The 23,366-nt window shown below is 65.6% G+C and carries 23 protein-coding genes; 11 read left to right on the top strand and 12 right to left on the bottom strand.

Annotated features, from left to right (window positions below):
- Positions 1–46: 46 nt before the first annotated feature.
- Positions 47–808: an aldehyde oxygenase (deformylating) gene (locus tag I1E95_RS00170; RefSeq protein ID WP_231594736.1), complete on the bottom strand. Its 762-nt coding sequence runs from the start codon at positions 806–808 to the stop codon at positions 47–49.
- A gap of 58 nt (positions 809–866) precedes the next feature.
- Positions 867–1,661, bottom strand: coding sequence for a creatininase family protein (locus tag I1E95_RS00175; RefSeq protein WP_197164249.1), 795 nt, complete (start codon positions 1,659–1,661; stop codon positions 867–869).
- Between the two features lie 51 nt (positions 1,662–1,712).
- On the opposite strand from I1E95_RS00175, the gene I1E95_RS00180 reads away from it, so the two are divergent.
- From I1E95_RS00180 to pgeF, 3 genes are read left to right on the top strand one after another with little or no spacing between them, the layout of a single operon-like run.
- Entirely contained in the window at positions 1,713–3,005 is a 1,293-nt protein-coding gene (locus I1E95_RS00180; protein ID WP_197164251.1) for a S1 RNA-binding domain-containing protein, read from the top strand.
- Positions 3,002–3,901 (top strand): Tab2/Atab2 family RNA-binding protein, encoded by a 900-nt coding sequence (locus I1E95_RS00185; protein WP_197164253.1) that lies wholly within the window; start codon positions 3,002–3,004, stop codon positions 3,899–3,901. The genes I1E95_RS00180 and I1E95_RS00185 overlap by 4 nt, the downstream gene beginning before the upstream one ends.
- Before the next feature lie 12 nt (positions 3,902–3,913).
- Positions 3,914–4,726 carry a peptidoglycan editing factor PgeF gene (gene pgeF, locus I1E95_RS00190; RefSeq protein ID WP_197164255.1) on the top strand — a complete coding sequence of 271 codons (813 nt, stop codon included), beginning with the start codon at positions 3,914–3,916 and terminating at the stop codon, positions 4,724–4,726.
- Here pgeF and I1E95_RS00195 read toward each other — a convergent pair.
- Positions 4,686–6,362, bottom strand: a complete 1,677-nt coding sequence (locus tag I1E95_RS00195) for an NAD(P)/FAD-dependent oxidoreductase (RefSeq protein WP_197164257.1) — start codon at positions 6,360–6,362, stop codon at positions 4,686–4,688. The genes pgeF and I1E95_RS00195 overlap by 41 nt on opposite strands.
- 122 nt (positions 6,363–6,484) lie before the next feature.
- On the opposite strand from I1E95_RS00195, the gene I1E95_RS17080 reads away from it, so the two are divergent.
- Complete coding sequence (locus tag I1E95_RS17080; protein ID WP_255518516.1) at positions 6,485–6,619, top strand: hypothetical protein; 135 nt, start codon at positions 6,485–6,487, stop codon at positions 6,617–6,619.
- Positions 6,620–6,655: 36 nt separating this feature from the next.
- Positions 6,656–7,396, top strand: a complete 741-nt coding sequence (locus I1E95_RS00200; RefSeq protein ID WP_197164284.1) for an MBL fold metallo-hydrolase — start codon at positions 6,656–6,658, stop codon at positions 7,394–7,396.
- Positions 7,397–7,427: 31 nt separating this feature from the next.
- Here I1E95_RS00200 and I1E95_RS00205 read toward each other — a convergent pair whose 3' ends face one another.
- On the bottom strand, positions 7,428–8,267 hold the full coding sequence (locus I1E95_RS00205) for an Npun_R2479 family HD domain-containing metalloprotein (protein ID WP_197164286.1): 840 nt from the start codon (positions 8,265–8,267) through the stop codon (positions 7,428–7,430).
- 129 nt (positions 8,268–8,396) lie between these two features.
- Here I1E95_RS00205 and gorA point away from each other — a divergent pair, with 129 nt between their 5' ends.
- Positions 8,397–9,815 (top strand): glutathione-disulfide reductase, encoded by a 1,419-nt coding sequence (gene gorA / locus I1E95_RS00210; protein ID WP_197166876.1) that lies wholly within the window; start codon positions 8,397–8,399, stop codon positions 9,813–9,815.
- A gap of 102 nt (positions 9,816–9,917) precedes the next feature.
- Positions 9,918–10,751, top strand: a complete 834-nt coding sequence (locus I1E95_RS00215) for a response regulator transcription factor (RefSeq protein ID WP_197164288.1) — start codon at positions 9,918–9,920, stop codon at positions 10,749–10,751.
- A gap of 298 nt (positions 10,752–11,049) precedes the next feature.
- Here I1E95_RS00215 and I1E95_RS00220 read toward each other — a convergent pair whose 3' ends face one another.
- Positions 11,050–11,622, bottom strand: coding sequence for a ferritin (locus tag I1E95_RS00220; protein ID WP_197164290.1), 573 nt, complete (start codon positions 11,620–11,622; stop codon positions 11,050–11,052).
- Positions 11,623–11,788: 166 nt separating this feature from the next.
- Between I1E95_RS00220 and I1E95_RS00225 the strand changes: the two genes are divergently transcribed.
- Positions 11,789–12,061 carry a hypothetical protein gene (locus I1E95_RS00225; RefSeq protein WP_197164292.1) on the top strand — a complete coding sequence of 91 codons (273 nt, stop codon included), beginning with the start codon at positions 11,789–11,791 and terminating at the stop codon, positions 12,059–12,061.
- A gap of 91 nt (positions 12,062–12,152) precedes the next feature.
- Entirely contained in the window at positions 12,153–13,457 is a 1,305-nt protein-coding gene (locus I1E95_RS00230; RefSeq protein ID WP_197164300.1) for an FAD/NAD(P)-binding oxidoreductase, read from the top strand.
- On the opposite strand, the gene I1E95_RS00235 is transcribed toward I1E95_RS00230, so the two are convergent.
- Positions 13,430–14,278, bottom strand: coding sequence for a lysophospholipid acyltransferase family protein (locus tag I1E95_RS00235; RefSeq protein ID WP_322781457.1), 849 nt, complete (start codon positions 14,276–14,278; stop codon positions 13,430–13,432). The two genes, I1E95_RS00230 and I1E95_RS00235, sit on opposite strands and share 28 nt — an antisense overlap.
- 197 nt (positions 14,279–14,475) lie before the next feature.
- Between I1E95_RS00235 and I1E95_RS00240 the strand changes: the two genes are divergently transcribed.
- Positions 14,476–14,970: a hypothetical protein gene (locus tag I1E95_RS00240; protein WP_197164304.1), complete on the top strand. Its 495-nt coding sequence runs from the start codon at positions 14,476–14,478 to the stop codon at positions 14,968–14,970.
- On the opposite strand, the gene cysK is transcribed toward I1E95_RS00240, so the two are convergent.
- Together cysK and I1E95_RS00250 are read right to left on the bottom strand one after the other, a co-directional pair.
- Complete coding sequence (cysK, locus tag I1E95_RS00245) at positions 14,904–15,890, bottom strand: cysteine synthase A (RefSeq protein WP_197164306.1); 987 nt, start codon at positions 15,888–15,890, stop codon at positions 14,904–14,906. The two genes, I1E95_RS00240 and cysK, sit on opposite strands and share 67 nt — an antisense overlap.
- A 48-nt stretch (positions 15,891–15,938) precedes the next feature.
- Positions 15,939–17,021 (bottom strand): calcium/sodium antiporter, encoded by a 1,083-nt coding sequence (locus I1E95_RS00250; protein ID WP_197164316.1) that lies wholly within the window; start codon positions 17,019–17,021, stop codon positions 15,939–15,941.
- Positions 17,022–17,247: 226 nt separating this feature from the next.
- Between I1E95_RS00250 and I1E95_RS00255 the strand changes: the two genes are divergently transcribed.
- Entirely contained in the window at positions 17,248–18,942 is a 1,695-nt protein-coding gene (locus I1E95_RS00255) for a SulP family inorganic anion transporter (protein ID WP_231594737.1), read from the top strand.
- Between the two features lie 9 nt (positions 18,943–18,951).
- On the opposite strand, the gene I1E95_RS00260 is transcribed toward I1E95_RS00255, so the two are convergent.
- The 4 genes from I1E95_RS00260 to I1E95_RS00275 form a co-directional block, all read right to left on the bottom strand.
- On the bottom strand, positions 18,952–19,503 hold the full coding sequence (locus tag I1E95_RS00260) for a Crp/Fnr family transcriptional regulator (RefSeq protein ID WP_197164320.1): 552 nt from the start codon (positions 19,501–19,503) through the stop codon (positions 18,952–18,954).
- Between the two features lie 369 nt (positions 19,504–19,872).
- Complete coding sequence (locus I1E95_RS00265) at positions 19,873–20,022, bottom strand: hypothetical protein (protein ID WP_197164322.1); 150 nt, start codon at positions 20,020–20,022, stop codon at positions 19,873–19,875.
- Between the two features lie 450 nt (positions 20,023–20,472).
- Entirely contained in the window at positions 20,473–21,633 is a 1,161-nt protein-coding gene (locus I1E95_RS00270) for a GTP-binding protein (RefSeq protein WP_197164324.1), read from the bottom strand.
- 104 nt (positions 21,634–21,737) lie between these two features.
- Positions 21,738–23,342 carry an iron uptake porin gene (locus tag I1E95_RS00275; RefSeq protein ID WP_197164326.1) on the bottom strand — a complete coding sequence of 535 codons (1,605 nt, stop codon included), beginning with the start codon at positions 23,340–23,342 and terminating at the stop codon, positions 21,738–21,740.
- Positions 23,343–23,366: the final 24 nt, after the last annotated feature.

A 23,366-nucleotide genomic window follows, 5' to 3' on the forward strand; every position in this document is an offset into this window, starting at 1 on the left:
TGGGGACGGTTGTGGCCGACGACACATCCTGCCACGGCTGGAGGGCTCAGCCCAGAAGTGCGGCGGTGGCCATCCTGGCGATCTCCCGGGTGGTGAAGCCGATGTCGGTGAGGGCCTCCTGGTAGGAGGTCATGAAGTCGGCCATCAGATCTTCCTGGTCCATGTGCAGAACAGCGGCGTCCCCGGCCACCTGCTCCAGCATCTTGCGCACCAGAGGCAGGTTCACCCGATTGGCCTGCTCCAGTTCCTCACGGGAGGACTCCAGATTGGCCCTCAACCATTCCTGGCCATAGTTGAGATGAGTGTATTCATCCTTGACCACGCCCTCAGTTATTTTACGGGCGAAGGGATCAGCGACAGGGATATAAATATGGTAGGCCGAGATGGCGAAAGCCTCGATCAGAATTGCCTGAATCAGAAGGCAGGTCACCACCTTCCCTTCAGCCAGTGCCGCCTGGAAGTTGCCATGGAGGGGTGAGAAGAACTCCTTGGCGAAGTCCATGTCGGCAGTCACCGAAAGGTTATTGGCACATGCCGTGAATCCCTTCTTGTGCTTGAGCTCCATGCGCGCCAGCCTTGCCAGTTCTTCTGCCTGATCAGGAATCAGGCTGCCCAGGGAGATGTAGTTATCGTGAGCTTCCTGTTCGCCTTCGATCACGATCGCGTTGATGCGGCTATAGGCATCCTTGTAGGTGCTGCTGCTGAAATCAGGCAACCCGAGATCCTGTTCACCGCTGCCGCCGGCAGCCGTGGAGGCAGCGGCGGAGCCGGTCGCTGCTGCGGTGATGGTGGTCTCAAGGCTGGGCATGGCGTTGCCGGCGAAGCGATCAGTGCTGGCGACTGTAACCAGGCCTGCCGGAAATGGTTCAGGGGCGTGGTGGCCAGGTGCTGGAGAGCAGATCCCCCAGCAACGTGACCCAACCGTCCACCAGGGCTGCACAGAGGTCTTTGCCCAGGGCTGCGCTGGCCCCACGGGCATCTCCGACCACCCCACTGGCGGAGAGATCGGCGGTCAGCCAGGCGGTGGGGACGGCACCCTCCAGGCTCCAGCCCGCTGGCGGCGCCGGATCGGGCTGCCCCTCCCACGGACGCTGCAGCCCCACCAGTTCCGGGGCCAGATGCAGCATCAGGCTTGTTTCGGCCAGCGCCGCATGCAGTCCTTCGCTGCGTTCCGGCTCGGGCACCAGCGCCGCCACCCCCGGCGGACCGCTCCAGAGGAAGCAGGGCATCACCGCCAGGCGGGGATGGGCAGCCCTCAGCTGCCGTGCCGCCACCTGCAGCAGAGCGATCTGCCCGCCGTGGGCGTTGAAGAGCACCAGGCGCTGGAACCCGGCCCGGGCCAGGTCGCCCCCCACGGCCATCACCACCTGGAGCAGCACCTCGGGCGGCAGGCTGAGGGTGCCCGGGAAGGCGCCGTGCTCGGGGGAAAAACCCAGCTGGAACAAGGGCAGCCGCCAGATGGGCAGCTCTGCGGGCAAGCGTTCCAGCACGGCCTGGAGGATCCGTTCGGCAAAGATGGCGTCCGTGCCCAGGGGCAGATGCGGACCGTGCTGCTCCACAGCCCCGAACGGCCAGATCACGGTGCTGCCAGGCCGGGACGCGGCCTCCTGGGCCGCCATCCAGCTGAGCCCGTCGAGGGCGTGCTTGGCAGGTGCTCCCATCCGCTCCACGGGCTGATCCTTACAGTGTGCTGCTGTCAGATCACCTGGGCCATGGCTGGATCGCAGCGTCCCGTTCCTCCTGCAGGTCCCCGCTCCAAGCCGGTGGCTCCAACCCGGGCGGAGCCTCCGCTGCGCAAGCCTCCCCAGCTGATGTATCTGAGCCGTAAGGAGGAGGAGGACCAGAAGAGTCAGCAGGCCCCCACTGAAGAGCAGGCCACGGTCCGTGCCCCCGAGGCTGCCGCGGCCGCTGCGGCGCCCAGGCCGGCCGCCTCGCCCCAGGCCGCTGCAGCGAGCATCAGTGATGACGACCGCTTCGAGACGGCAAGCCTGGAAGGCATGACCATGGCCGATCTGATGGGGTCCGCCGATGGCGCGTCCCGGCAGGGCCGCGCCAGCCGCTCCACCGGTGGAGCCCCTTCAGGGACCACCTCCTCACGGCCGGTGCGCACCGTCGACGACTTCGACTTCGATGAGGATGCCTTCCTCGCCGCCCTGGATGAGAACGAACCCGTGGGCGCCACCGGGGACGTGGTCACCGGCACGGTGATCAGCGCCGAGAGCGACGGAGTGTACATCGACATCGGGGGCAAGGCGCCGGGTTTCATGCCCAAGGCCGAAGCCGGCCTCGGTGTGATCGGCAACCTCAAGGAACGTTTCCCCAAGGGTCAGCCCGTGGAGGTGCTGGTCACCCGTGAGCAGAACGCCGATGGCATGGTCACGATCAGCGCCCGCGCCCTGGCCCTGCGCCAGAGCTGGGAGAAGGTCAAGCAGCTCGAGGCCGCCGGCAAGGTGGTCCAGGTGAAGGTGAGTGGTTTCAATCGCGGTGGCGTCACCTGTGAGCTGGAAGGGCTGAGGGGGTTCATCCCCCGGTCCCAGCTCCAGAACGGCGAGAACCACGAACAGCTGGTCGGAACCACCTTTGCCGTGGCCTTCCTGGAGGTCAATGCCGACACCCGCAAGCTGGTGCTCTCCGAGAAGCGGGCCGCCAGCGCGTCCCTGCTGGCGGAGCTGGAGGTGGGTCAGCTGGTCGACGGTCAGGTGGTGTCGGTCAAGCCCTATGGCTTCTTTGTCGACCTCGGCGGGGTGAGCGGTCTGCTGCACCAGTCGTCCATCACGGGCGTTCACCTGCGCGACATCCGTGAAGTCTTCAGCCAGGGAGAGCGGCTCAAGGCCCTGGTGACCCAGATCGATCCCTCCCGGGGCAGGATTGCCCTCAACACCGCTCTGCTCGAGACCCAGCCCGGCGAGCTGCTCACGGCCAAGGAGACGGTGATGGCCGAGGCTGAGGACCGGGCCAACCGCGCACGCCTGCTGCTGCGCCAACAGGAGCAGGAGGCGGGATGAGTCAGGCCGCTCCCGCAGCCCACGGTGCTCAGCTTTCCCCCGACTGGGAACTGGATTTCTTCTCCCGCCCGGTGCTCGATCCCGGCGGCAAGAAGCGCTGGGATCTGCTGATCACCGCCACTCCCGCCAGTGAGGGCAGCCACCCCCGCTTCCGCTGGGTGAAGAACTGTCCAGCCAGCACGGTCAACTCGGTCTGGCTCCAGGGCGCCCTCAACGAGGCCCTGGCCGCGGCGGCGGAGCATGGTCTGGGGCCTCCGCGGCGGTTGCGCTGCTGGCGGGCCACGATGCGCACCATGGTGCAGCGGGCCGCTGAGGCCGTCGGCCTTGAGGTCATCCCCAGTCGGCGCTGTTATGCCCTGGCCGAATGGCTGAGCGAACGGGAGCGCGACGTCTACCCCGCCGAAGAGGGGTACATGGCCGGCCCCCTGGCACCGCCTCCACAGCCGATCCGCTCGCTTCCCCTGCCCCTGCCGGAGGCGGCCCGGGGGGATTCCTGGGCCTGGGCCTCACTGCCCCTCGACGCCCTGCGCGAATCTTCCGAGTGGGAGATCGGCTTCGAAGGGCTGTTTCCTCTTCCGGTGGAGCTTTCCGGGGACCTGGTGGTGCCTGGTCTGCGTCTGTTCAGCCGCATCCGCTCCCTGGCGATCGCCGGCTGGATCGCCGGCCTCGAGCCGGCCCGGCTGGAGATGGAGGGCACCAACCTGGTGCTCGAGGCTGGCCTGGAAGACCGCTGGCGGCTGGCGACCCTGGCTGAGAAGGAAGCCAGTGAGGTGGCGGAAGCCTTCGCGGCGGCACGCGAGGCTGCCGCTGGCCTGCAGTTCATCGCCGTGCAGAGCGAGGCGCGATCCGAGCGCTTCGATGGCTTCTGGCTCCTGCGTGACATGCCCGATTGCTGAGGCCCCTGCCCCGTGGCTGAAGCCGTTGACCCACCGTTCGATCGACCCGACAGCGTCTTCAACGACCTGGACGGCTGGACCTGGGTCGGGACCTATGGCGGCTATGTCCTCCAGTGCGACCTGCTGGGGGAGTTCGAGCACGGGTTCTTCACCCGGCAGTGGAGTGGGCGTGGTCCCCAGGAACTGGCAGCCGCCATCAGTGCCGGTGTCTCGGTGCACCGCACCCGTCAGATCCACAGTGCCCGGGTGCTGGCCGCCAGTGAGGCTGGCGCTGAACCCTGGCCTGAGGGCGATGGGCTGGTCAGCGATGGCGGAGGCCAGTCGCTGTGGGTCTGTGGCGCCGATTGCACCCCGGTGCTGATCGCCGATCGTGTCCGGGGTTCGGTCGCTGCATGCCATGCCGGCTGGCGCGGGGTCGCCACCGGCATTCTTCCGGCGGCGATCGACGCGCTGGAGCGCTCAGGCAGCCAGCGCAGCGATCTGCTGGTGGCCCTGGGCCCTGCCGTACGTGGTGAGGCCTACCAGGTGGAGCTGGACGTGGCCCTTCAGGTGGGCGACGCCTGTTGTGCCTCTGGTGAGGATCCCGCGGGCAGCCTGGCGGCGGCCGGAGCACTGGTGCCCGATGCCTCACCCGGCTCCCCTGAGGATCGCTACCGCCTCGACATCCGCCTGGCCGCCCGTTCCCAGCTGCTGAACTCCGGCCTGGGGGCTGAGCAGCTGAGCCTCTGCCCCCTGTGCACGGTGGCGGAGCCGCTGCTGTTTCACTCCTGGCGCCGCGACCAGATCAAGGCGGTGCAGTGGAGCGGCATTGTGGCCCAGTCCTGAGCAGGCTGGAGGCCACCGCCTCAGCCACCCGGATGCCATCGATGCCGGCAGAGAGGATCCCACCCGCATAGCCGGCGCCCTCTCCGGCCGGGTAGAGGCCCCTGGTGTTCAGGCTCTGCAGGTCAGGCCCTCTCGGGATCCGCACAGGCGAGGAGGTGCGCGTTTCCACTCCGGTGAGCAGGGCTTCGCCCATGGCGTAGCCGGGAATGCTGCGCTCGAAGGCCGGGATCGCTTCCCGCAGGGCGGCCACCGCGAAGTCCGGCAGGCAGGCGCTCAGATCGGCGGGGGTGGTTCCGGGGGCGTAGGAGGGCTGGATCGAGCCTGGCGGCCGGCTCCTACCCCGGCCGGCCAGGAAATCATCGAGCCGCTGGACGGGGGCCCGGTAGCTGCCGCCACCGAGCGCAAAGGCCTTCGCCTCCCAGTGGCGTTGAAAGGCCACTCCAGCAAGGGGGTCGCCCTGGCCACGGCCGTAGGGGAGCAGATCCTCCAGCTCCAGACCCACCACGATGCCGCTGTTGGCGTTGCGCTCGTTGCGTGAGTGCTGGCTCATGCCGTTGGTGACCAGGTGGCCGGGCTCGGAGGCCGCTGCCACCACCAGGCCGCCTGGGCACATGCAGAAGCTGTAGACGCTGCGGCCATCGTCGAGGTGATGCACGAGCTTGTACTCCGCCGCCCCCAGCCGAGGGTGGCCGGCGCAGGGGCCCCAGCGAGCCGAGTCGATCAACGACTGGGGATGCTCGAGGCGCACACCGATCGAAAAGGGCTTGGGCTCCAGAAGCACCCCGTCGCGGTGCAGGCTTGCAAAGGTGTCGCGGGCGCTGTGGCCCACGGCCAGCACCACATGGCGGGCCTGCAGGCAGGAGCCATCGGCGAGCTCGACGCCACAGACCCGTCGTCCACCCGGATCTGCCTCGATCTCCAGGCGAACAACCTCGCTGCGGAAGCGGATCTCGCCGCCGAGGGCTTCGATGCGGCTGCGCAGTCCCCGCACCACCGTGGCCAGCTTGAAGGTGCCGATGTGAGGGTGGTGCAGCGTGAGGATCTCGGGGTTGGCACCGCAGGCCACCAGTTCCTCCAGCACTTTCCTCCCCAGGTGACGGGGGTCCCGCACCTGGCTGTATAGCTTGCCGTCGGAGAAGGTGCCGGCCCCGCCTTCGCCGAATTGCACGTTCGATTCGGGATCGAAGGGCCGTTGGCCCCGCCAGAAGCCGAAGGTGTCGGACGTGCGCTCCTTGATGGGCTTGCCCCGCTCCAGCAGCAGGGGCCGCAGCCCCATCTGGGCCAGCACGAGTGCCGCGAAATAACCACAGGGACCGGCCCCGATCACGATCGGGCGTTCAGGCCGCTGTAGCTCCCCAGGCATCAGCTGAGCCACGAATCGGTAGGTGGTGTCGGGGGCCGGTCGCAGATGGGGGTCCTTGCGCCAGCGCTGCAGCAGGGCCTTGGGATCGTCCACCTCCAGATCGAGGCTGTAGCTGAAACGGATAGCGTCCTTGTTGCGGGCATCCACGCTGCGCCTGACCAGCTTCAGAGCCCGCAGACTCCGGGCCGGCAGCCCAAGCCGCTTCAGCACGGCCTGGCGCAGCTCGTCGTCGGTGTGATCAAGGGGGAGCCTGAGTTCGCTCAGCCGCAGCACGATGCCTGCCTGGTCCCGGGAGGGAGTGTCGCTTGGTCCTGTATTCCAGCAGCCGACCCCCACGGACGCCTCGGGGCTGTCAGGCTGGAGTCACGAACCCGTTGTCCGAGAGAGCGTTTTCCATGGGTCTTGCCCACTGCCCGCTCTGCGTGGGCCTGGCCATTGTCAGCCTGGTACGGGGCGGCGCCATGGGGGTGCTGCTCTGGCGACTCTGCTTCCGCGAAAGCCAGCCACGCCTACTCCTCAACGCTGCCTAAGGTCTGAGGTCACAGCGGATTCCGGGCTCTGGCGTCATGGCACTGCAAGCCACTTATTTCGGCGCCAACGGCTGGTTGCTGGACTTCGATGGCTGCAGGGTCCTTCTGGATCCCTGGCTGACAGGCCCCCTGGAGTTTCCCCCAGGTCCCTGGTTCTTCCGGGCCGAGCTGCCGCAGTCCTGGCCCGTGCCCGGAGGGCTGGATCTGCTCCTGCTCACCCAGGGGCTTCCTGACCACTGCCATCCGGACACCCTGGCGCTGCTGGATCCGACCCTGACGGTGGTGGGTTCGGCCGCTGCCGCCACCAAGGCCCGCCAACTGGGTTTTCAGGCGGTGAACTGCCTCGCCCCAGGCGAGCGGTTTCACCACGGGGAGCTGACGCTCACGGCCAGCGCCGGCGCTCCGGTGCCCCAGGTGGAGAACGGGTATCTGCTGCAGCATCCCGCCGGCAGTCTCTACGTGGAACCCCATGGGTTCCTCTCCTCTGACCTCCCGTCCCAGTCGGTTGATGCCGTGATCACGCCGGTGCTCGATCTGGGCCTGCCACTCGTCGGGGCCTTCGTCAAGGGGATGCAGGTGCTGCCGCAGCTGCTGGAGCGTTTCCAGCCAAGGGTTGTTCTGGCCAGCACCAGCGGCGGTGATGTGCGCTACGAGGGAGCTCTCACCCGAATCCTCTGGCAGAAGGGGAGCATGGAGGCGGCGGCCAGGGTCGTGGCAGGGGGCTCTCGCCTGATTGATCCGGTGCCGGGGGTGAGCTACGACCTCCTGGCGGCGTGAGGCGCTTGGGCCGGCGTGGGTGCTTCGCTCCTCAGGGACTCTCCAGCAGGTCGTGTTCCACCATGAAGATGTTGCCATAGAGATTGGCAAGAATGTCCTTGCCGGCCTGGGTCAGCTCCAGGTAGGGAATCGCGTTTTTGATGTAGGGAAACACCTGACCCCAGTAGAAGGTGGGGTAGGCCTTCAGCAGCTGTCCGGGGTTGGCACAGCCCAGCGCTTTGTTCACTCCTGTTTCCTCGAACTCCCAGAACAGGGCGGGAATCTTGTTGAGGTAGCGGGGATCACTCAGCTGGCCGATCAGATCGGAGGCCCGGACCAGACCAGGCATGTGGGTGGTGCACTGATGATCGGTGGAAGCAGGTACGGGGAAACGGGTGAGTTCGATGTTGCGCTTGATCGTCTCGGCATCGATCAGCCCGTGGCCGCCGAAGCGCTCTTCGATGAACAGCTTGCCGCGGTCGATGTGGTAGGGCGTGAGGGCAGCACAGGTGGCACCTTCCTTGAGCCTCACCGAGTCCCCGTTGACCCCGGTGGCGTAGTGGCCATCTTTGTCGTCACGGCAAACTCCCTTGATGTAGCCGATGTCGTGGCAGAGGTGTGAAATCGTGAAATGCAGCCAGTCATCCGGCGTGATGCCGCCCTCGCGCAGATGCTTGCCGTAGAGAATGTGCTGGCCCACCAGGGTGACCAGGATGGTGTGCTCGACATCGTGGTAGAACGCATCACCTGTGGCGATGTTCTCCAGGGCCATGGAAGCGGCCCAGGAGATGATCTCCTCGTAGTCCCGCTTGAGCGTGCCGTAGGAGGATCGGTAGGTGGTGATCAGACGTTGCTGCACGTCGGCGATCATCAACCGTGTGGCGTTGAACATCGCGGTTGCTGACGGACGCCCCGCCTGAATCTTCGAGCCAAGTTTGCCATCTCCTGAGCGGCTGCGACGACTGGACGGCAATCGATCGACCATCCTGACGGCAGTGCACCAGCTCTGACCGTGACCACCATCGCTGATCCAGCAGCCAGCCCTCATGCCCTCTCCGTCGCCGACCACGACCGCTTCGACCTGGTGGTGATCGGGGCCGGATCCGGGGGTCTGGCGGCCGCCAAGCGCGCCGCCAGCCATGGGGCCCGGGTTGCCGTGATCGAGGGAGACCGGGTTGGCGGCACCTGTGTGATCCGGGGTTGTGTCCCCAAGAAGCTCCTGGTGTACGGATCGGCCTACAGACACCTGCTGGCCGATGCGGCCAGTTACGGCTGGAGCGTGGGCCGGACTCACAGTGATCCATCCCGGCTGCTGGCGGCGGTGCGCGCCGAAGTGGATCGCCTCAATGCGCTGCACATCGGCTTTCTCGAGCGGGCCGGAGTGGAGCTGGTGTCAGGCTGGGGCCGCTTTCTCGATGACCATCACATCGACGTGGGCGGTGCGCAGGGCAAGGGCAGCGCGGAGCGCAGCAGGCGTGTTCTGCGTGGCGAGCGTGTGCTGATCGCTGCGGGCGGTCGCCCTCACCGTCCCTCGATTCCCGGCGCCGAGCTGGGCTGGGTGAGTGATGACATGTTTCTGCTCGAAAGCCTGCCCCAGCGGGTCCTGATCGTCGGTGGCGGCTTCATTGCCTGCGAATTCGCCTGCATCCTGCGCGGTCTGGGCGTGGAGGTGGATCAGTTCGTGCGCGGGGATCATCTGTTGCGGGGCTTCGACCGGGAATTGAGCGCGGCGGTGCATGAGGGCATGGAAGCCGATGGCATCACCATCCACTTTGCCCAGACCCTGACCGCCATCTCCGGCGATTCGGGTGAGCTGATCGCCAGCACCTGCCAGGGCCGCCAGGAGCGCTGCGGCGGCGTGCTGCTGGCCACGGGCCGCCAACCCTTCCTGGCCGGACTTGATCCGGCGGCGGCAGGAGTGGCGGTGGACGGCGGCCGCATTCCGGTGGATGCCGATCAGCGCACCAACGTGCCTCACATCTTCGCGGTGGGCGATGTCACCGACCGCATCAATCTGACCCCGGTGGCGGTGGACGAAGGCCGTGCTTTCGCCGACAGCGTCTACGGCGGACGACCCCGCCAGGTGAACCACGACCTGGTGGCCAGTGCCGTGTTCAGCCAACCGGAGCTGGCCTCGGTGGGGCTGAGCGAGGAGGAGGCCGTTGCCCGCTTCGGTGCGGAGGGGATTCGCCTCCACCGGGCCCGCTTCCGCTCCATGGCCCAGGCCCTGCCTCAGCGTGGCCCTCGCTGCCTGCTGAAGCTGGTGGTGGAGGTGGCGTCAGACCGGGTGCTGGGGTGCCACATGGTGGGCGAACACGCCGCCGAGATCATTCAGATGGCGGCGATCGCGATCGGCATGGGAGCCACCAAGGCCGACTTCGATCGCACCATGGCACTCCATCCCACCGTGGCGGAGGAGTTCGTGACGATGCCCCAGTGACGCGGCCGAGGAGGGACGGAGCTCGAGGCTGTCAGCGGATGGAGACATCAGCAAAATTGACTACATTCTGGATGTTCTCCAGGTCACGCACGCTCCGCCGCGATGTCCGTTCTCGTTCTGCTCATCGATCATGAACGGATCGGCCGTGATCGCCTGGCCAGCCAGTTGCAGGAGGCTGGCTTTCTGGTGGCGGAGGCCGATGATGGTCACCGGGGCCAGGCGATGGCCCTGCAGGTCAATCCCCAGCTGATCGTGATCGATCTGTTGCTGCCGGGGATCGATGGCCTCACCGTTCTTCAGCGGCTGCGCCGTGATCAGCGCACGAGCCGGACACCCATCCTGGTGTTGACGGCCCTGAGCAGCCTCGATGACAAGGTCCGGGGCTTCACCTCCGGCGCCGACGACTATGTGACCAAGCCCTATGCCCCTGAGGAAGTCCTGGCCCGCGTCAAGGCTCTCCTGCGGGGACGTGCCACCACACCTCAGCTGGTGCGTGCTCCGGAAGTCCTCAGCTATGGCCCTCTCACCCTGATCCCGGAACGCTACGAAGCCCTCTGGCATGGCCTGCCGGTGCGCCTCACCCGCACGGAGTTCGAACTTCTCCATTGCCTGCTGCAACGCCACGGCCAGGTGGTGCCATGGGAGGTGCTGCTGCGGGAGATCTGGGGCTACGGACCCGACAGCGACGTGGAATGCATCCGCACCCACATCCGACATCTGCGCGGAAAGCTGGAACATGACCGCCACCGGCCGGCCTACATCAAAACGATCTACGGCACGGGGTACTGCCTGGACCTGCCTGCGGATCCTGCCCATCAGCCGGCTGTCGGCAGAGACCGCCTGGGCCTGGTGGGGGAGGCGCTCAATCCAGCCGATTCCGTCAGAGCGGCACCCCCCCTGCGCTGGGACCAGAGGAGCCGCCGCAGGGAGGCCTGAGTAACATTGATCACACGCTCTGGTCACTCCTGCACGCGGGGCCCGGGTGGGTGACGCTTGGATGGGTGCAGGAGTTTTCCATCCCCGTCATCCTGTGAACGACAGTTGCCCCTGGATCGATCCTTGCCTTGAGCGCGTGGCTTGTCCGGTGATGACCATGGCCAAGTCGAAAGGAAAAGGCTGCAAAGGCAAGAAATGTTCCAACTGGAAAGGGGGCCGTTGCCGCTGCGGCCGCGATTGATCCCTTCCCTGTTGCTGCCCTCTTTGCCGACCAGCTCGGGGCGGGCCGATCCGGGCCTCAGGCCGCAGCCGCGACGGCCGTCAGGGATTGATCCAGGATCATCAGAGCGCCGAAGTCGGTGCCGCAGTGACGCACCTGGGCCAGCAGATGGGCCACTTCATTCTCGGCATCCACCTGGCTCTTGATCATCGGGTCAAGAAAGATGGAACTGCGGTAGTCACCGCAGCGTTCAGCCAGGCTGTAAAGCTGTTGCAGCGACGTGGTGACTTCCGCCTCCATCTCGAAGACGGACATCAGCACGTCCTCGACATTCGTCCACGTCTGCCTGGGCTGGGACAGGGCGGAGAGCTCCACCGGCTGAGACCGCGCGACCAGGTAATCGACGAACAGGCCGGCATGGGCCCTCTCGCCATCGGATTCAGCCCTGGCATAGGAGGCAAACCCATTCAGTTCCCGCTGGGTGAACCACACGGCGAGTGAGAAATAGGTGTAGCTGGCCATCAGCTCCATCTGCAGATGGTTGCAGAGGCCCTGGTGCAATTCAGCCTCCATCTCCTGGGCCACAGGTCGCCGTGGCACAAGAGGAACAGCATTCAGGCTGGTGGCGCTGGCCGGATTGCTGATCACCATGGGTCCAATCTCGTTGGCTTCAGCCTACAAAGGCCCCTGAGTCCGCGGCCAGGGCGCCGGAGGCGGATCCCCGGTTTCCGTGCCGGCCCCCGGGCCCCTAGGCTTCTTTCATCATGCCGTGATCCCGTTCGATCGCATGTCCGAGGACTGCCGTGCTCCTGGCAGCATGCCAACGGATCTCGCCTCCCTGACCCGCCTGAGCTGGTGCCTCGGGGTGCGCAGCCGCCATGCCCTCAAGGCTCTCAGGAGCTGTTCGAACCCTCAGCTGCGCACCCGGCTGGAGCACGACCTGCTCCGTCTTCGGCTGCAGGCCAATGCCATTGCCCGCCAGGGCGAGTCCATGGCGGAGCTGCTGGGTCCGCTGCACTGGGAGGTGGCGCTGCTGCGTGAGGTGATGCGCCGCAATCAGCGTCATTTCGGTGTTTCCAGCCTCAGCTGAGCTGGTGTTCCGTGCGGCCGTGGGAGGACGCCCACAGCCGTTGTCGTGTGACCCCGGCGGGCCCTAGACAGGAGAGGTGTGATCAGATGTCATGAGTCCATCCAGCCCGCCTTCGCAGCACCACCAGATCCTGATCGTCGGCGGCGGAGCAGCTGGGATCACGGTGGCCAGCCAGTTGCTTCTGGCCCGGAGCGGCCTCGACATCGCCATCCTCGAGCCCAGCACGGATCACTACTACCAACCCGGTTGGACCCTGGTGGGCGGCGGGGTGATGACCCAGGAGCAGACACGCCGAGATGAGGCCGATCTGATTCCCGCCGGCTGCAGCTGGATCCATGCGGCCGCCGCACGCTTCGAGCCGGAGGCCAACCGGGTGATCACCAGCACCGGTGACACCATCAGCTACGACGCCCTGGTGGTGGCCACCGGCCTGCAACTGCGCTGGGAGCGGATCAAGGGGCTGGACGAGGCCCTCGGTCGCCAGGGGGTCACCAGCAACTATTCCCGCGAGCATCTCCCCTACACCTGGGAGACCATCCGCCACTTTCCCGGCGGCACGGCGATCTTCACCTTTCCGGACACCCCGATCAAATGCGCCGGGGCCCCCCAGAAGATCATGTACATGGCCGACGACATCTTCAAGGCCACCAGCGGGGTGGGTGTCAACACCAAGGTGGTGTTCGCCACTGCCGGGCCCGGCCTCTTCGGTGTTCCCGTCTACGCACGGGTCCTGAAGAAGGTGGTGGAGGAGCGGGGAATCCAGGTGCTCCTGCGCCACAACCTCAAGGAGATCAGGGCCGATGAGAAGGTGGCGGTCTTCGAGGTCAGCGACGCGGAGGGCCACATCTCCAGCAAGGAGATCCCGTTCTCGATGATCCATGCGGTGCCGCCGATGTCGGCCCCCGATGTGATTGCCCAGAGTCCGCTGGCCACCAGCGGTCCCGGTGGCTGGGTGGAGGTCGACAAGTTCAGCACCCAGCACGTGCGCTACCCCAATGTCTTCTCCCTCGGTGATGTGTCGTCGCTGCCCACCTCCAAGACCGCGGGGGCGGTGAGGGGCGAGGCACCGGTGCTGGTGGCCAACCTGCTCGCCCATCTCGATGGCAGGCCCCTGCAGGCTCGCTACGACGGGTACAGCGTCTGCCCGCTGATCACCGGCTACAACAAGGTGGTGATGGCCGAGTTCGACTACGACCTCCAACCCGTGAGCTCCTTCCAGATCGACCCCACACGCGAGCGCTGGAGCATGTGGCTGATGAAGACCAAGGGCCTTCCCTGGATCTACTGGAACCGGATGCTCAAGGGCCAACCCCACGAGAGCCGCTACCTCAGACCCCTCAAGCCCCTGGTTCAGGCTCTCGGACTGGCCTACAAGGGCGAACCGGCCCCCCGCTGAGACTCCTCGCGCCCGGTGCTCGCCACCAGCTCGTCGAGCTGCTCCTGCATCTCCGCCACCACACGCCTGTAGCAGGACTGGACGTAGTCCCGATCGCGGCTGGCGGCATGGCCGCCACGCTCGAACTGGATCGGCCGGCAGACACGGGTGTGAATCTTCGCCGGCAAGGGCAGGTTGGGCAGGGGACCCACGGCCAGGCCCCAGGGCAGGCCGAGGTACAGGGGAAACACCTCGGGGTCGATGCCGAACAGCCAGGGAAGGCCGCGCTCATGCCAGCGCTGCATCGGTTCGTAGCAGTCCTCGAGAACGATCAGGGTGTCGTGACTGCCCCAGGAGATCAGCGGCACGATCGGCACGTCGTGCCACAGGGCCAGCCGGATGAAGCCGGTGCGCCCCCTGAACTGGATGCTCTGGCGGAGCCGGTGCGGGCGAAAGGCATCCTGGCCACCACCAGGGAACACCAGCAGGCTGTCGCCTCGCTCCAGTACGGCCATGGCCCCCCGCGGGTAGTAGGGGATCGCCCCGGTGCGGGCGGCCAGATGCGCCGCCTGGGGGAACACCTGCCACACCTTGGGATGAGCCAGGCCATAGACCCGCCTCTCGAGGCCGAAGCGCCGGAACCAGTCGAGCATCAGCATCGGCAGGTCGGGGCTGGCCAGGCCGCCGTTGTGGGACCCCACCAGCAGCATCTGGCCGTCGCTGGGAATGTGGTCCCAGCCGCTGGTGCTGACCCGGAAGTAGTGGCGGTAGAGCCACTCCCAGAGCGGCATCAGGCGCTGGATCACTTGTGGATCGCGCTCGGCCCCGGGTTCAGGACCCACGCTTGGTCCTTCAGACATGGGAGTTCGGTTTGAGCGTCCCCAGACCCTAGGGGCTGGGGACAGTGCTGCTCCAGAAGCCTCCATGGCGTGGCCGCGCGTTCCTGATCAGACTTCCTTCAGAACTGGCCTCCCAGCGCTCAGGCCTGAGGCCTGGGGCTCCATCACCCTTCGAACACCCTTCGCAGTCCTTGTTCGCCATGACAGCGTCCATTGATCGAGCCCTGCGCCTGCGGGCCCTGTGGATGGCCTGGTTGCTGTGCATGCTCTTTCACGTGGATCTGGGCCTGATGCCTCTGTTCCACGGACTTTCGCCTGAGATCGAAAGCCACGTGGCCCTGGAGAAGCTGCCCCTGCTCTTCGGTGGAATGATGGTTTACTTCCTTCTGCCGGTGGCGGCCGTGGTCCTGCTGGCCTACAGCGCCAGTGACCCTGAGCGTCCACAGCGCTGGCAGGGCTGGCGGCGGCTGCATTTCTGGCTGAGCGTGGTCTACACCGTCACCAATCTCCCCCACCTGGTGGCCGACATTCTGGTGCCCGACTCCCGGGTGGATCAGGTGGCCCTGATGGTGGTGCTGGTGCTGATCGGGCTGCTGATCAACTGGGAGGGCTGGTTGTGGTGGCGTGATCACCGTTCGACCGGAGCCAGGCCAGCCGCATCGAACACCCCCTCGAACAGCACCGAGCTCAGGTAACGCTCGCCGGAGTCCGGCAGGACCACCACGATCGTCTTGCCGGCGAACTGCTCCTCGGCAGCAAGACGCAGGGCGGCCACGGTGGCGGCCCCGCAGGAGATGCCCGCCAGGATCCCCTCCTCGCGCATCAGGCGTCTGGCCATGGCCACGGCCTCCTGGTCACTGACCGCTTCGACCCGGTCCACCAGATCCAGATCGAGGTTGTCGGGCACGAAGCCGGCACCGATCCCCTGGATCTTGTGGGGCCCGGGCTGGGGCGGCTCACCTGCCCTGGCCTGGGCGATGACGGGGCTGTTCACCGGCTCCACCGCCACCGAGAGCAGCTCCTGGCCCCGGGTGGTCTTGAAATAGCGGCTGACGCCGGTGATGGTGCCGCCTGTGCCCACACCCGCCACCAGCACATCCATCTGGCCATCGGTGTCGTTCCAGATTTCCGGGCCGGTGGTGTCGTGGTGGATCTGGGGGTTGGCAGGGTTGGAGAACTGCTGGAGCAGCACATAACGCTCGGGATCAGAGGCGGCGATCTCACGGGCCCGTCCCACCGCACCGGTCATGCCGAGTCTGCCCTCGGTGAGCACAAGCCGGGCTCCGTAGGCAGTGAGCAGCTTGCGCCGCTCCAGGCTCATGGATTCCGGCATCGTCAGGGTGAGAGGAATCCCCCTGGAGGCGGCCACGAAGGCCAGGGCGATGCCGGTGTTGCCGCTGGTGGGCTCGATCAGTTCCTTGCCCGGGCCGAGCCGGCCGTCCTTCTCGGCCTGCCAGATCATCGCGGCGCCGATGCGGCACTTGACCGAATAGGCGGGATTGCGGCCTTCGATCTTGGCGAGAACGGTCGCCCGGCTGTCACCGACGACCCGGTTCAGCTTCACCAGGGGCGTGCGGCCGATGCTCAGGCTGCTGTCAGCAAAAATCGATGCCATCAATGACACAGGAACTGCGGGCACCCTCGCACCCCTGGGCCGAGAAGATCAATTTCCCGCTCTGACAGGATCGGCGATCTCTCGCCAGTGCCTCCAGACCTGAACCGCCAGCAGCAGCACCAGCACCGGAAGGACCACCACCAGCGTGAAGGAGCGCAGGGGTGAGGCCAGCGCCGGAAGGGTGAGGGGAAGGATCTGCTCCACCAGGTACAGCCCGTAGAGGCCCACCAGCAGCACCCCCTCTCTCCTGGAAATCACCCCGCCCGTCCAGAAGATGGGAAGCAGGGCCAGAGTGGTGGCCACCATGATCGGCAGGTCCCGGTGGATCATCGATGGATCCACGTTCAGTCCGCGTGATCCTGAGAGGAAGGCGCAGCCCCCGAGAATCACCAACTGGTTGAGCAGGTTGCTGCCCACCACGTTGCCGATGGCCAGATCAGCCTTGCCTTTCAGGGCCGCCATGATCGAGGTGACCAGTTCCGGCATCGACGTGCCCGCCGCCACGATCGTGAGGCCGATCAGGGTTTGACTCACCCCCAGGCCGAGGGCGATGGCGGTGGCCCCCTTCACCAGGATCTGCGAGCCCCACACCAGCAGGCCAAGACCGGCAGCCAGCCGCACCAGGGCCGGTCCGTAGCCCCCTTCCGCATCGGATGGATCGACTTCGTCGCCGCCGGATTCACCTTCCTCTCGGGCCGTGCGGGTTTCCCAGACAGTGTTGATCACCACGGCGGTGAGCAGGGCCAGACCGGCCTGCCAGGTCACCCGGCCTGAGGACGCCATGCCCCAGACGGCCATCGACACGGCCAGCAGCACCGGCACATCGCGGCGGATCAGGCGGCTGTGCACCCTCAGCGGCAGGATCACGGCGCTGATGCCCAGCACCACCAGCACGTTGAAGATGTTGCTGCCCACCACGTTGCCCACCGCCAGGTCATCGGCTCCCTTCAATGTGGAGATCAGACTCACGAACAGCTCGGGCGCACTGGTGCCCAGAGCCACCACGGTGAGACCGATCACCAGTTGAGGCACGCCCAACAGCAACGCCAGAGCGACTGAGCCCTGCACGAACAGCTCTCCACCGCCGAAGAGCAACAGGATGCCCACCACGATCTCAATGACGCTCAACAAGGTGGTCCTCCAGGCGGACCCAGATTCTGCCTCTTCCCGCTCATCACGTCCCCGCAGTCGAAGGCCGACCTGGACCCGCGGCCTGGGTGAAAGGGATCACAGCCCTGGTGATGGAGGCACAACGCGGCTGGATTGTCACAGGCTGATCTGATCGGGACATCGGCGGGGACCAGACTCCATCCAGCCCCTTAGGTTCGCCCCATACATTCGTAACGACGGAATGGCCGTGGCCCGCCCACTGACCTGGTTGAACCAGATCAGCTCACACCACATCAAAGGCGATGTCTTCGGTGGCCTCACCGCGGCGGTGGTGGCTCTGCCCATGGCCCTCGCCTTCGGGGTGGCCTCCGGCGCAGGGGCGGTTTCGGGGCTCTGGGGGGCGGTGCTGGTGGGTTTGTTCGCGGCGCTCTTCGGCGGCACCCCCACCCTGATCTCGGAGCCCACCGGTCCGATGACGGTGGTGATGACAGCGGTGATCGCCAGCCTCACCGCGAAGGCCTCCAGTCCCGAACAGGGACTGGCCATGGCCTTCACGGTGGTGATGATGGCCGGAGTTTGCCAGATTCTGTTCGGCCTCCTGAAGCTGGGCCGCTACATCACGATGATGCCCTACACGGTGATCTCGGGCTTCATGTCCGGCATCGGCTTCATCCTGATCATTCTCCAGATCGGTCCTTTCCTGGGCCAGTCCATCCCCAAGGGCGGAGTGATGGGCACGCTCACCGCCCTGCCTCAGCTTCTCGCCGCCGCGCGGCTGCCTGAGGTGATCCTGGCCGTGGTCACCGTGGCGATCATCTGGTTCACCCCGGCCCAGGTGAAGCGCTTCGCTCCGCCCCAGCTGGTGGCTCTGGTGATCGGAACCCTGTTGTCCCTCACCCTGCTCAATGTCGGCGATGGCCCTGAGGTGGAGGGGATCCGGCGCATCGGCGAGATCCCGAGCGGATTTCCCCATCTGGTGGTGCCCCACATCGAGCCGGGCCTGTTCCAGCTGATGGTGGTCGATGCCCTGGTGCTGGGTCTGCTGGGTTGCATCGATGCCCTGCTCACCTCTGTGGTGGCTGACAGCATCACTCGCAGCGAGCACAACTCCGACAAGGAGCTGATCGGTCAGGGCCTGGGCAACATCGTTTCAGGTCTGTTCGGTGGAATCGCGGGCGCCGGAGCGACCATGGGCACGGTGGTGAACATTCAGGCGGGAGCCCGATCCGCTCTCTCAGGCATCACCCGCGCCCTTGTGCTGATGGTGGTGATTCTGGGCGCCTCGGGTCTCGCCGCCTCGATCCCGATGGCTGTGCTGGCAGGCATCGCCTTCAAAGTGGGGATCGACATCATCGACTGGAGCTTCCTGGGTCGCGCCCACCATGTTTCGATCAAGGGTGCGGTGATCATGTATGGCGTGATCCTGCTGACCGTGCTTGTGGATCTGATCGCAGCGGTTGGGGTTGGCATCTTCGTGGCCAACATCCTCACGATCGAGAAGATGAGCAGCCTGGAAACCAGGTCCGTCAAGGCGATCAGCACCGCTGACGACGATCTCAACCTGCCTGAGGCCGAGAAGGCACTGCTCGATCAGGGGGGCGGCAAGGTGCTGCTGTTCCAGTTGATCGGTCCGATGATCTTCGGTCTGGCCAAGACCATCTCCCGCGAGCACAATGCCATTGAGGAGTGTGACTCGATCGTGTTTGATCTCAGTGAGGTTTCGCACATGGGCGTCACAGCATCCCTGGCCTTGGAGAATGCTGTCAAGGAAGCTCTGGAAAAAGAACGCAATGTCTATGTGGTGGGGGCCCAGGGCAGCACCCTCAAGCGTCTCAGGAGTCTGAGGGTGTATGGCCTGTTGCCTGCCGGTCACGTGGAGCTCAGCCGCAAGGAAGCCCTGGCGGATGCCGTGAACTCCCTGCCTCAGAGCAGCATGGCCTGACGTCCTGACTCAACCGGCACTGGAAGGGGAAGCCCATGGCTGCATCACCACAGCCTGTGTGATCAGCCCCGCCTCCGGTCGATGGGGAAGCAGAAGATCACCATGGGTCATCAGGATGGCCTGACCCAGTGACTTGTACTTATTCAGGCCTTTGGTGACGGTCACCCGGGTCAGTCCGGTGAGCTCTGCGATCACCTGATGGGTCAGGTTCATGTCCTCGAGGGAGAGACTGTGGCCCAGGCTGTTCACCCGCCCGAACTGGGCGGCCAGCCAGCGCAGCATGGTCAGCAGGCGGACATCGGCCTTGCGGATCCGACTGATCCGCATGATCTCCATCGAGCGGCTGATCTGGCGTTTGAGGGCTTCGAGGAGCTCGTTATCCGTGGGCTCATGACCCTCAAGCGAGGCAGGAGAGAGGGTGCTGGTTTCGTTGCGGCATTCAAAATTTGCCTGGGTTCCGAGGATGAGATCGCCGGGCCCCCACAGCATCAGGGTGATCAGTTCGGCGTCTTCATTCCAGGTCACCTGCCGAACATAGCCATCGCTGATCAGCCAGCTCATTCCAGTCGGTATCACTGAGTTGGACTTGAGCTGCAGACATGGACATGGTCCAGGCATGAGTGGAGGCAGGCATCACTGGACAGAGCTGCACGGCAGAGAGCGCTCATCCGAAGAATCAGATGGGCTGTTGGTAGTCGGCGAACCGGCCTGAAACGACTGCTCGTGTCGTTGGGCAAACGTAGAACCGTCCCAATCCCTTTGGGACTCCGGTTCAGACAGGATCGGCAATTCCCGGGATCAGCCGCGTTAATCAATCCAGATCAGCTGACCCCCCGGATACAGGAAACCACCGCTGCCCGGAGGCCGCGGTGGTTCGAGGGTCGTGACGCGGACTGGAGCTCGAAGTGAGGGGGCTGGGTGCTTTGAAGCTCAGCGGTCGCTGGAACGGGAGACACGAACCGGGACGAGCACTGGCTGCATCATGCCGCCCCCTCCGTTGTCGTCGTCGGAATCGGTGGTCAGCCAGAAGGCGAGGCCGAAGAGCGCGAGAACGCCGGAGACAAGCAGCAGTTCAGCCATCGTTCAGGCGCGGAGTGACCATAAGCTAGCCAGATTTCCTGGCCGTGCTGTGGCCAATGCTGCGTTCGGGTGGCATGTCCAACGGCCTGGACAGGGGTGGATGCGGCGGCTTCCATCCGTGGCGGAGCATCTGGACCTCTGGCGGTGAACTGCTTGTGGAGCTTTGTGCCCGTGTTGGTAGCCCGGAGGGAGTAGGGAGCAACCTCGGCACCCCTGGGCGACTGGAGATCGGGAGCCAGTGGTCGGGTCGTGAGGGTAGTGGAGAAGGTGGTGTGTGCAAGCCGGAGGCGCCCAGGTGGATCCGGAGGAATCGATCGGGCTTGATCAAGAGTTCTGGCTGACTGAAACGCCGGGATGACCCTTGAACAGAATCCATGATTCTCTGAAGCCCTGACTGGAATTGAACGGAATCGTGGGGTGGGGGTGTACTGGACCTGACCAGTGTGCAATTCAGGCAAACCCCCGGCCTGCATCCTTGGCCACGCAGGCCTGGAGCTGGCGGCGCAGACGGTTGTGATCCAGATCCTTGCCGATCAGCACCAACTGGTTCTTGCGTTCACCCGTCCAGTCACTGTCATCGATCGAGAAACGCTTGCCGGCCAGATGGAAGACATGACGTCGTTCACTTTCGTTGAACCAGAGAATACCCTTGGCTCTGAAGACTTCCGTGGGCAGCTGATTGTCGAGAAAATTCTGAAACTTGCGTAAGGCGAAAGGCCCGTCGCTGGAGAAGGAGAGCGAGGTGAAGCCCTCGATGGCGAGATGGTCGGCCGGATGCTCGCCGGAGTCGGCGTGGTGGGCATGATCGTGCCCGTGGTGGCTGTGGTCGTGGTGACCATGGTCGTGGCCGGTGTCATGACTGCAGTGGCCATGCTCGTGGTCACAGTCCCCATGGTCGAGAGCCGCTGTTTCCACGCCCTTCTCCCCAGCCGCTGGGATGGCCTCGCCAGTGGCCACCACCCGGTCGGATTCGAACAGGCCCACGCTCAGCAACAGAGGCAGAGCCACGTCGCCCTTCACCGATCGCAGGATGCGGGCATCCGGTTTGAGATTGCGCAGAAGGCCTTCCAGCTGCAGCAGTCTGGGCTCAGGGACCAGATCACACTTGTTGAGCATCAGGATGTCGCCGTAAATCACCTGAGCGCGCCCCACTTCACTCTCGAGGCTGCTCTCTTCGAAGTTCTCGGCATCGATCAGGGTGATGATCGAATCCAGGCGGGTGCTGTCACGCAGCTCACTGCCCAGGAAGGTCATCGCCACCGGGAGGGGATCGGCGAGACCGGTGGTTTCCACCACCAGATAATCCACGGGCTCCGGGCGCGCCAGGATCCGCTCCACCGCTTCCAGCAACTCCCCGTTGATCGAGCAGCAGATGCAGCCGTTGCTGAGCTCCACCATGTCTTCGCCTGTGGCGATGATCAGGTCGTTGTCGATGCCGATCTCACCGAACTCATTGACCAGAACAGCGGTTTTCAGTCCGCTCTGATTGCTGAGGATGTGGTTGAGCAGGGTGGTTTTGCCGGCACCGAGGAAGCCTGTGAGGATCGTCACCGGCAGGCTGGCCGTCATGGCGTCTTGGCTCGTGGCTGGGTTGGTTGCTGTGCTGGTCATGGAGTCAGGGATGCCGCCGGAGGGGAACGCCGCCCGTGCGAGGTGCGCTCGCTGCAGTCTGACGCCTGGCTTCGAGCCGTGGACAGGGCTGGCCGGTGGCGTCCTCAGAACTGAAAGCTGGTCTTCAAGAGTCCCCCCAGCTGGCTGAAGCTCTGCCCTGACGGAGTGTCCTGTCCCAGGGGTCGGCTCAGGTAGAACACGGCTGGAGTGACCGAGATGGCGTCGCTCAGCTGAACCTTGAACCACCACTCCCAGGTGAAGGTCTGATCCTGGGGCGTCTCTCCACCCTTCAGGGCGGTGGCGAACACCGGCTGACCGACCGCCAGGCCCAGGGCATTCCCCTTGGCGATCACGTCGCTCCACTGGAGCCCCACCATCCAGGACTGGCTCGTGGTCAGGGCACCATCATCCTGAGAGTCGTCGTAGGAGGTGGAGTTGAGGCCCCAGCCGGCGCTGATCGAGGGGATCCAGCCGGAAGCGGCAGGCTGCCAGTAGCCACTCAGGCCGAAGGCGTTGGTGCGGCTGCCGGGCGTTGCAGTGGCGCTGCCGGTGAAGGGTGTGGTGCCAGGCACCTCCACGCCGCTCTGCAGATGGGAATAGATGGCCGCCAGAGCCAACTGCTCCTTGGCATAGCCGATCTGGACTGTCCCCGTGCCCGCGGAGGAGCTGGTGCCGATCCCCCCCAGGTTCGGGTTGCCGACGTTGCCGTTGGCGGCCACGTAGCTCCCGCTGATGCTCCAGCCGTTGCTCTGCCACCAGAGGCCGGCGCCGGGGCCAAGGTTTTTGTTGTAGGCCGCCGGCGCTCCGTTGAGGGTGAGCACATTCAGGATGGTGTCGGACGGATACACGCTGGGCCAGAGGGCGAGCATGTCCTCCTGGCCGACGCGGCCGCCGATGGTGGCGGTGAATCCCCTGCCGATCGGAACCTGGTAGTACAGCTTGTCGATGCCGAGGGAATCGGGGCCGGAGGCTTCCTGGAAGGCGATCTCCAGGCTGGAGAGGCTTCCGGTGGGCCCAGCCCCGCCAAAGGCCGAGTCGCCGAAGTTGCCGGCCCGCAGGATCGTGCGCAGCAGGTCCTTGCCGGTGAAGCTGGTGTCGAGGGTGAGTTGCAGGTCATAGGAGAAGGTGGTGGCCCCCACCTCGGCCCGGGCCGCGTTGACGGCCTCGCCAGCGCTGCCGCTGAAGGCATTGGCCCCCACCACGAAGGTGGCCAGGCCGCTGAGCCTGGTGGTGGTGGAGAACTGATTGGCCTCCAGTTCACCGACCTTGGCCTCGAGGTTGTCGACGCGGCCGCGCAGGATGGCGAGTTCCTCCTCGAACTCCTTGAGCAGACGGCGCAGCTCGTCGGTCACTTCGGTGATCCGATCGAGGCAGGCGTTCAGCAGAGCGGCGGCTTCCCAGCGGCTCAGCGGCTTCTTGCCACGGAAGGTGCCATCGGGATAGCCGGCGACGCAGCCGTAGCGCTCGATCAGGTTCGAGAGCGCCTGATAGGCCCACTCGGTGGGCTGCACGTCGGAGAACTGAGTGATGCTGGTGACCTGATCCTGGCTGGGCCTGCCGGTGCCGCCGGCATAGCGCCCGATGCCCTCGAGGTCGAGCTCAGTGGCCGTGGCGGCTGAGGGTGTCAGCAGCAGCCAAGGCCAGAGTGCTATGGCGGCAGGGACAACGGCCCAGCGCAGAAGTCCTGGAGTCAGGGGGGCGGTGGCCATGCCGGAGTGAGGAGCAGAAGTGGA

Source organism: Synechococcus sp. CBW1107 (assembly GCF_015841355.1).
Classification (GTDB): domain Bacteria; phylum Cyanobacteriota; class Cyanobacteriia; order PCC-6307; family Cyanobiaceae; genus Regnicoccus_A.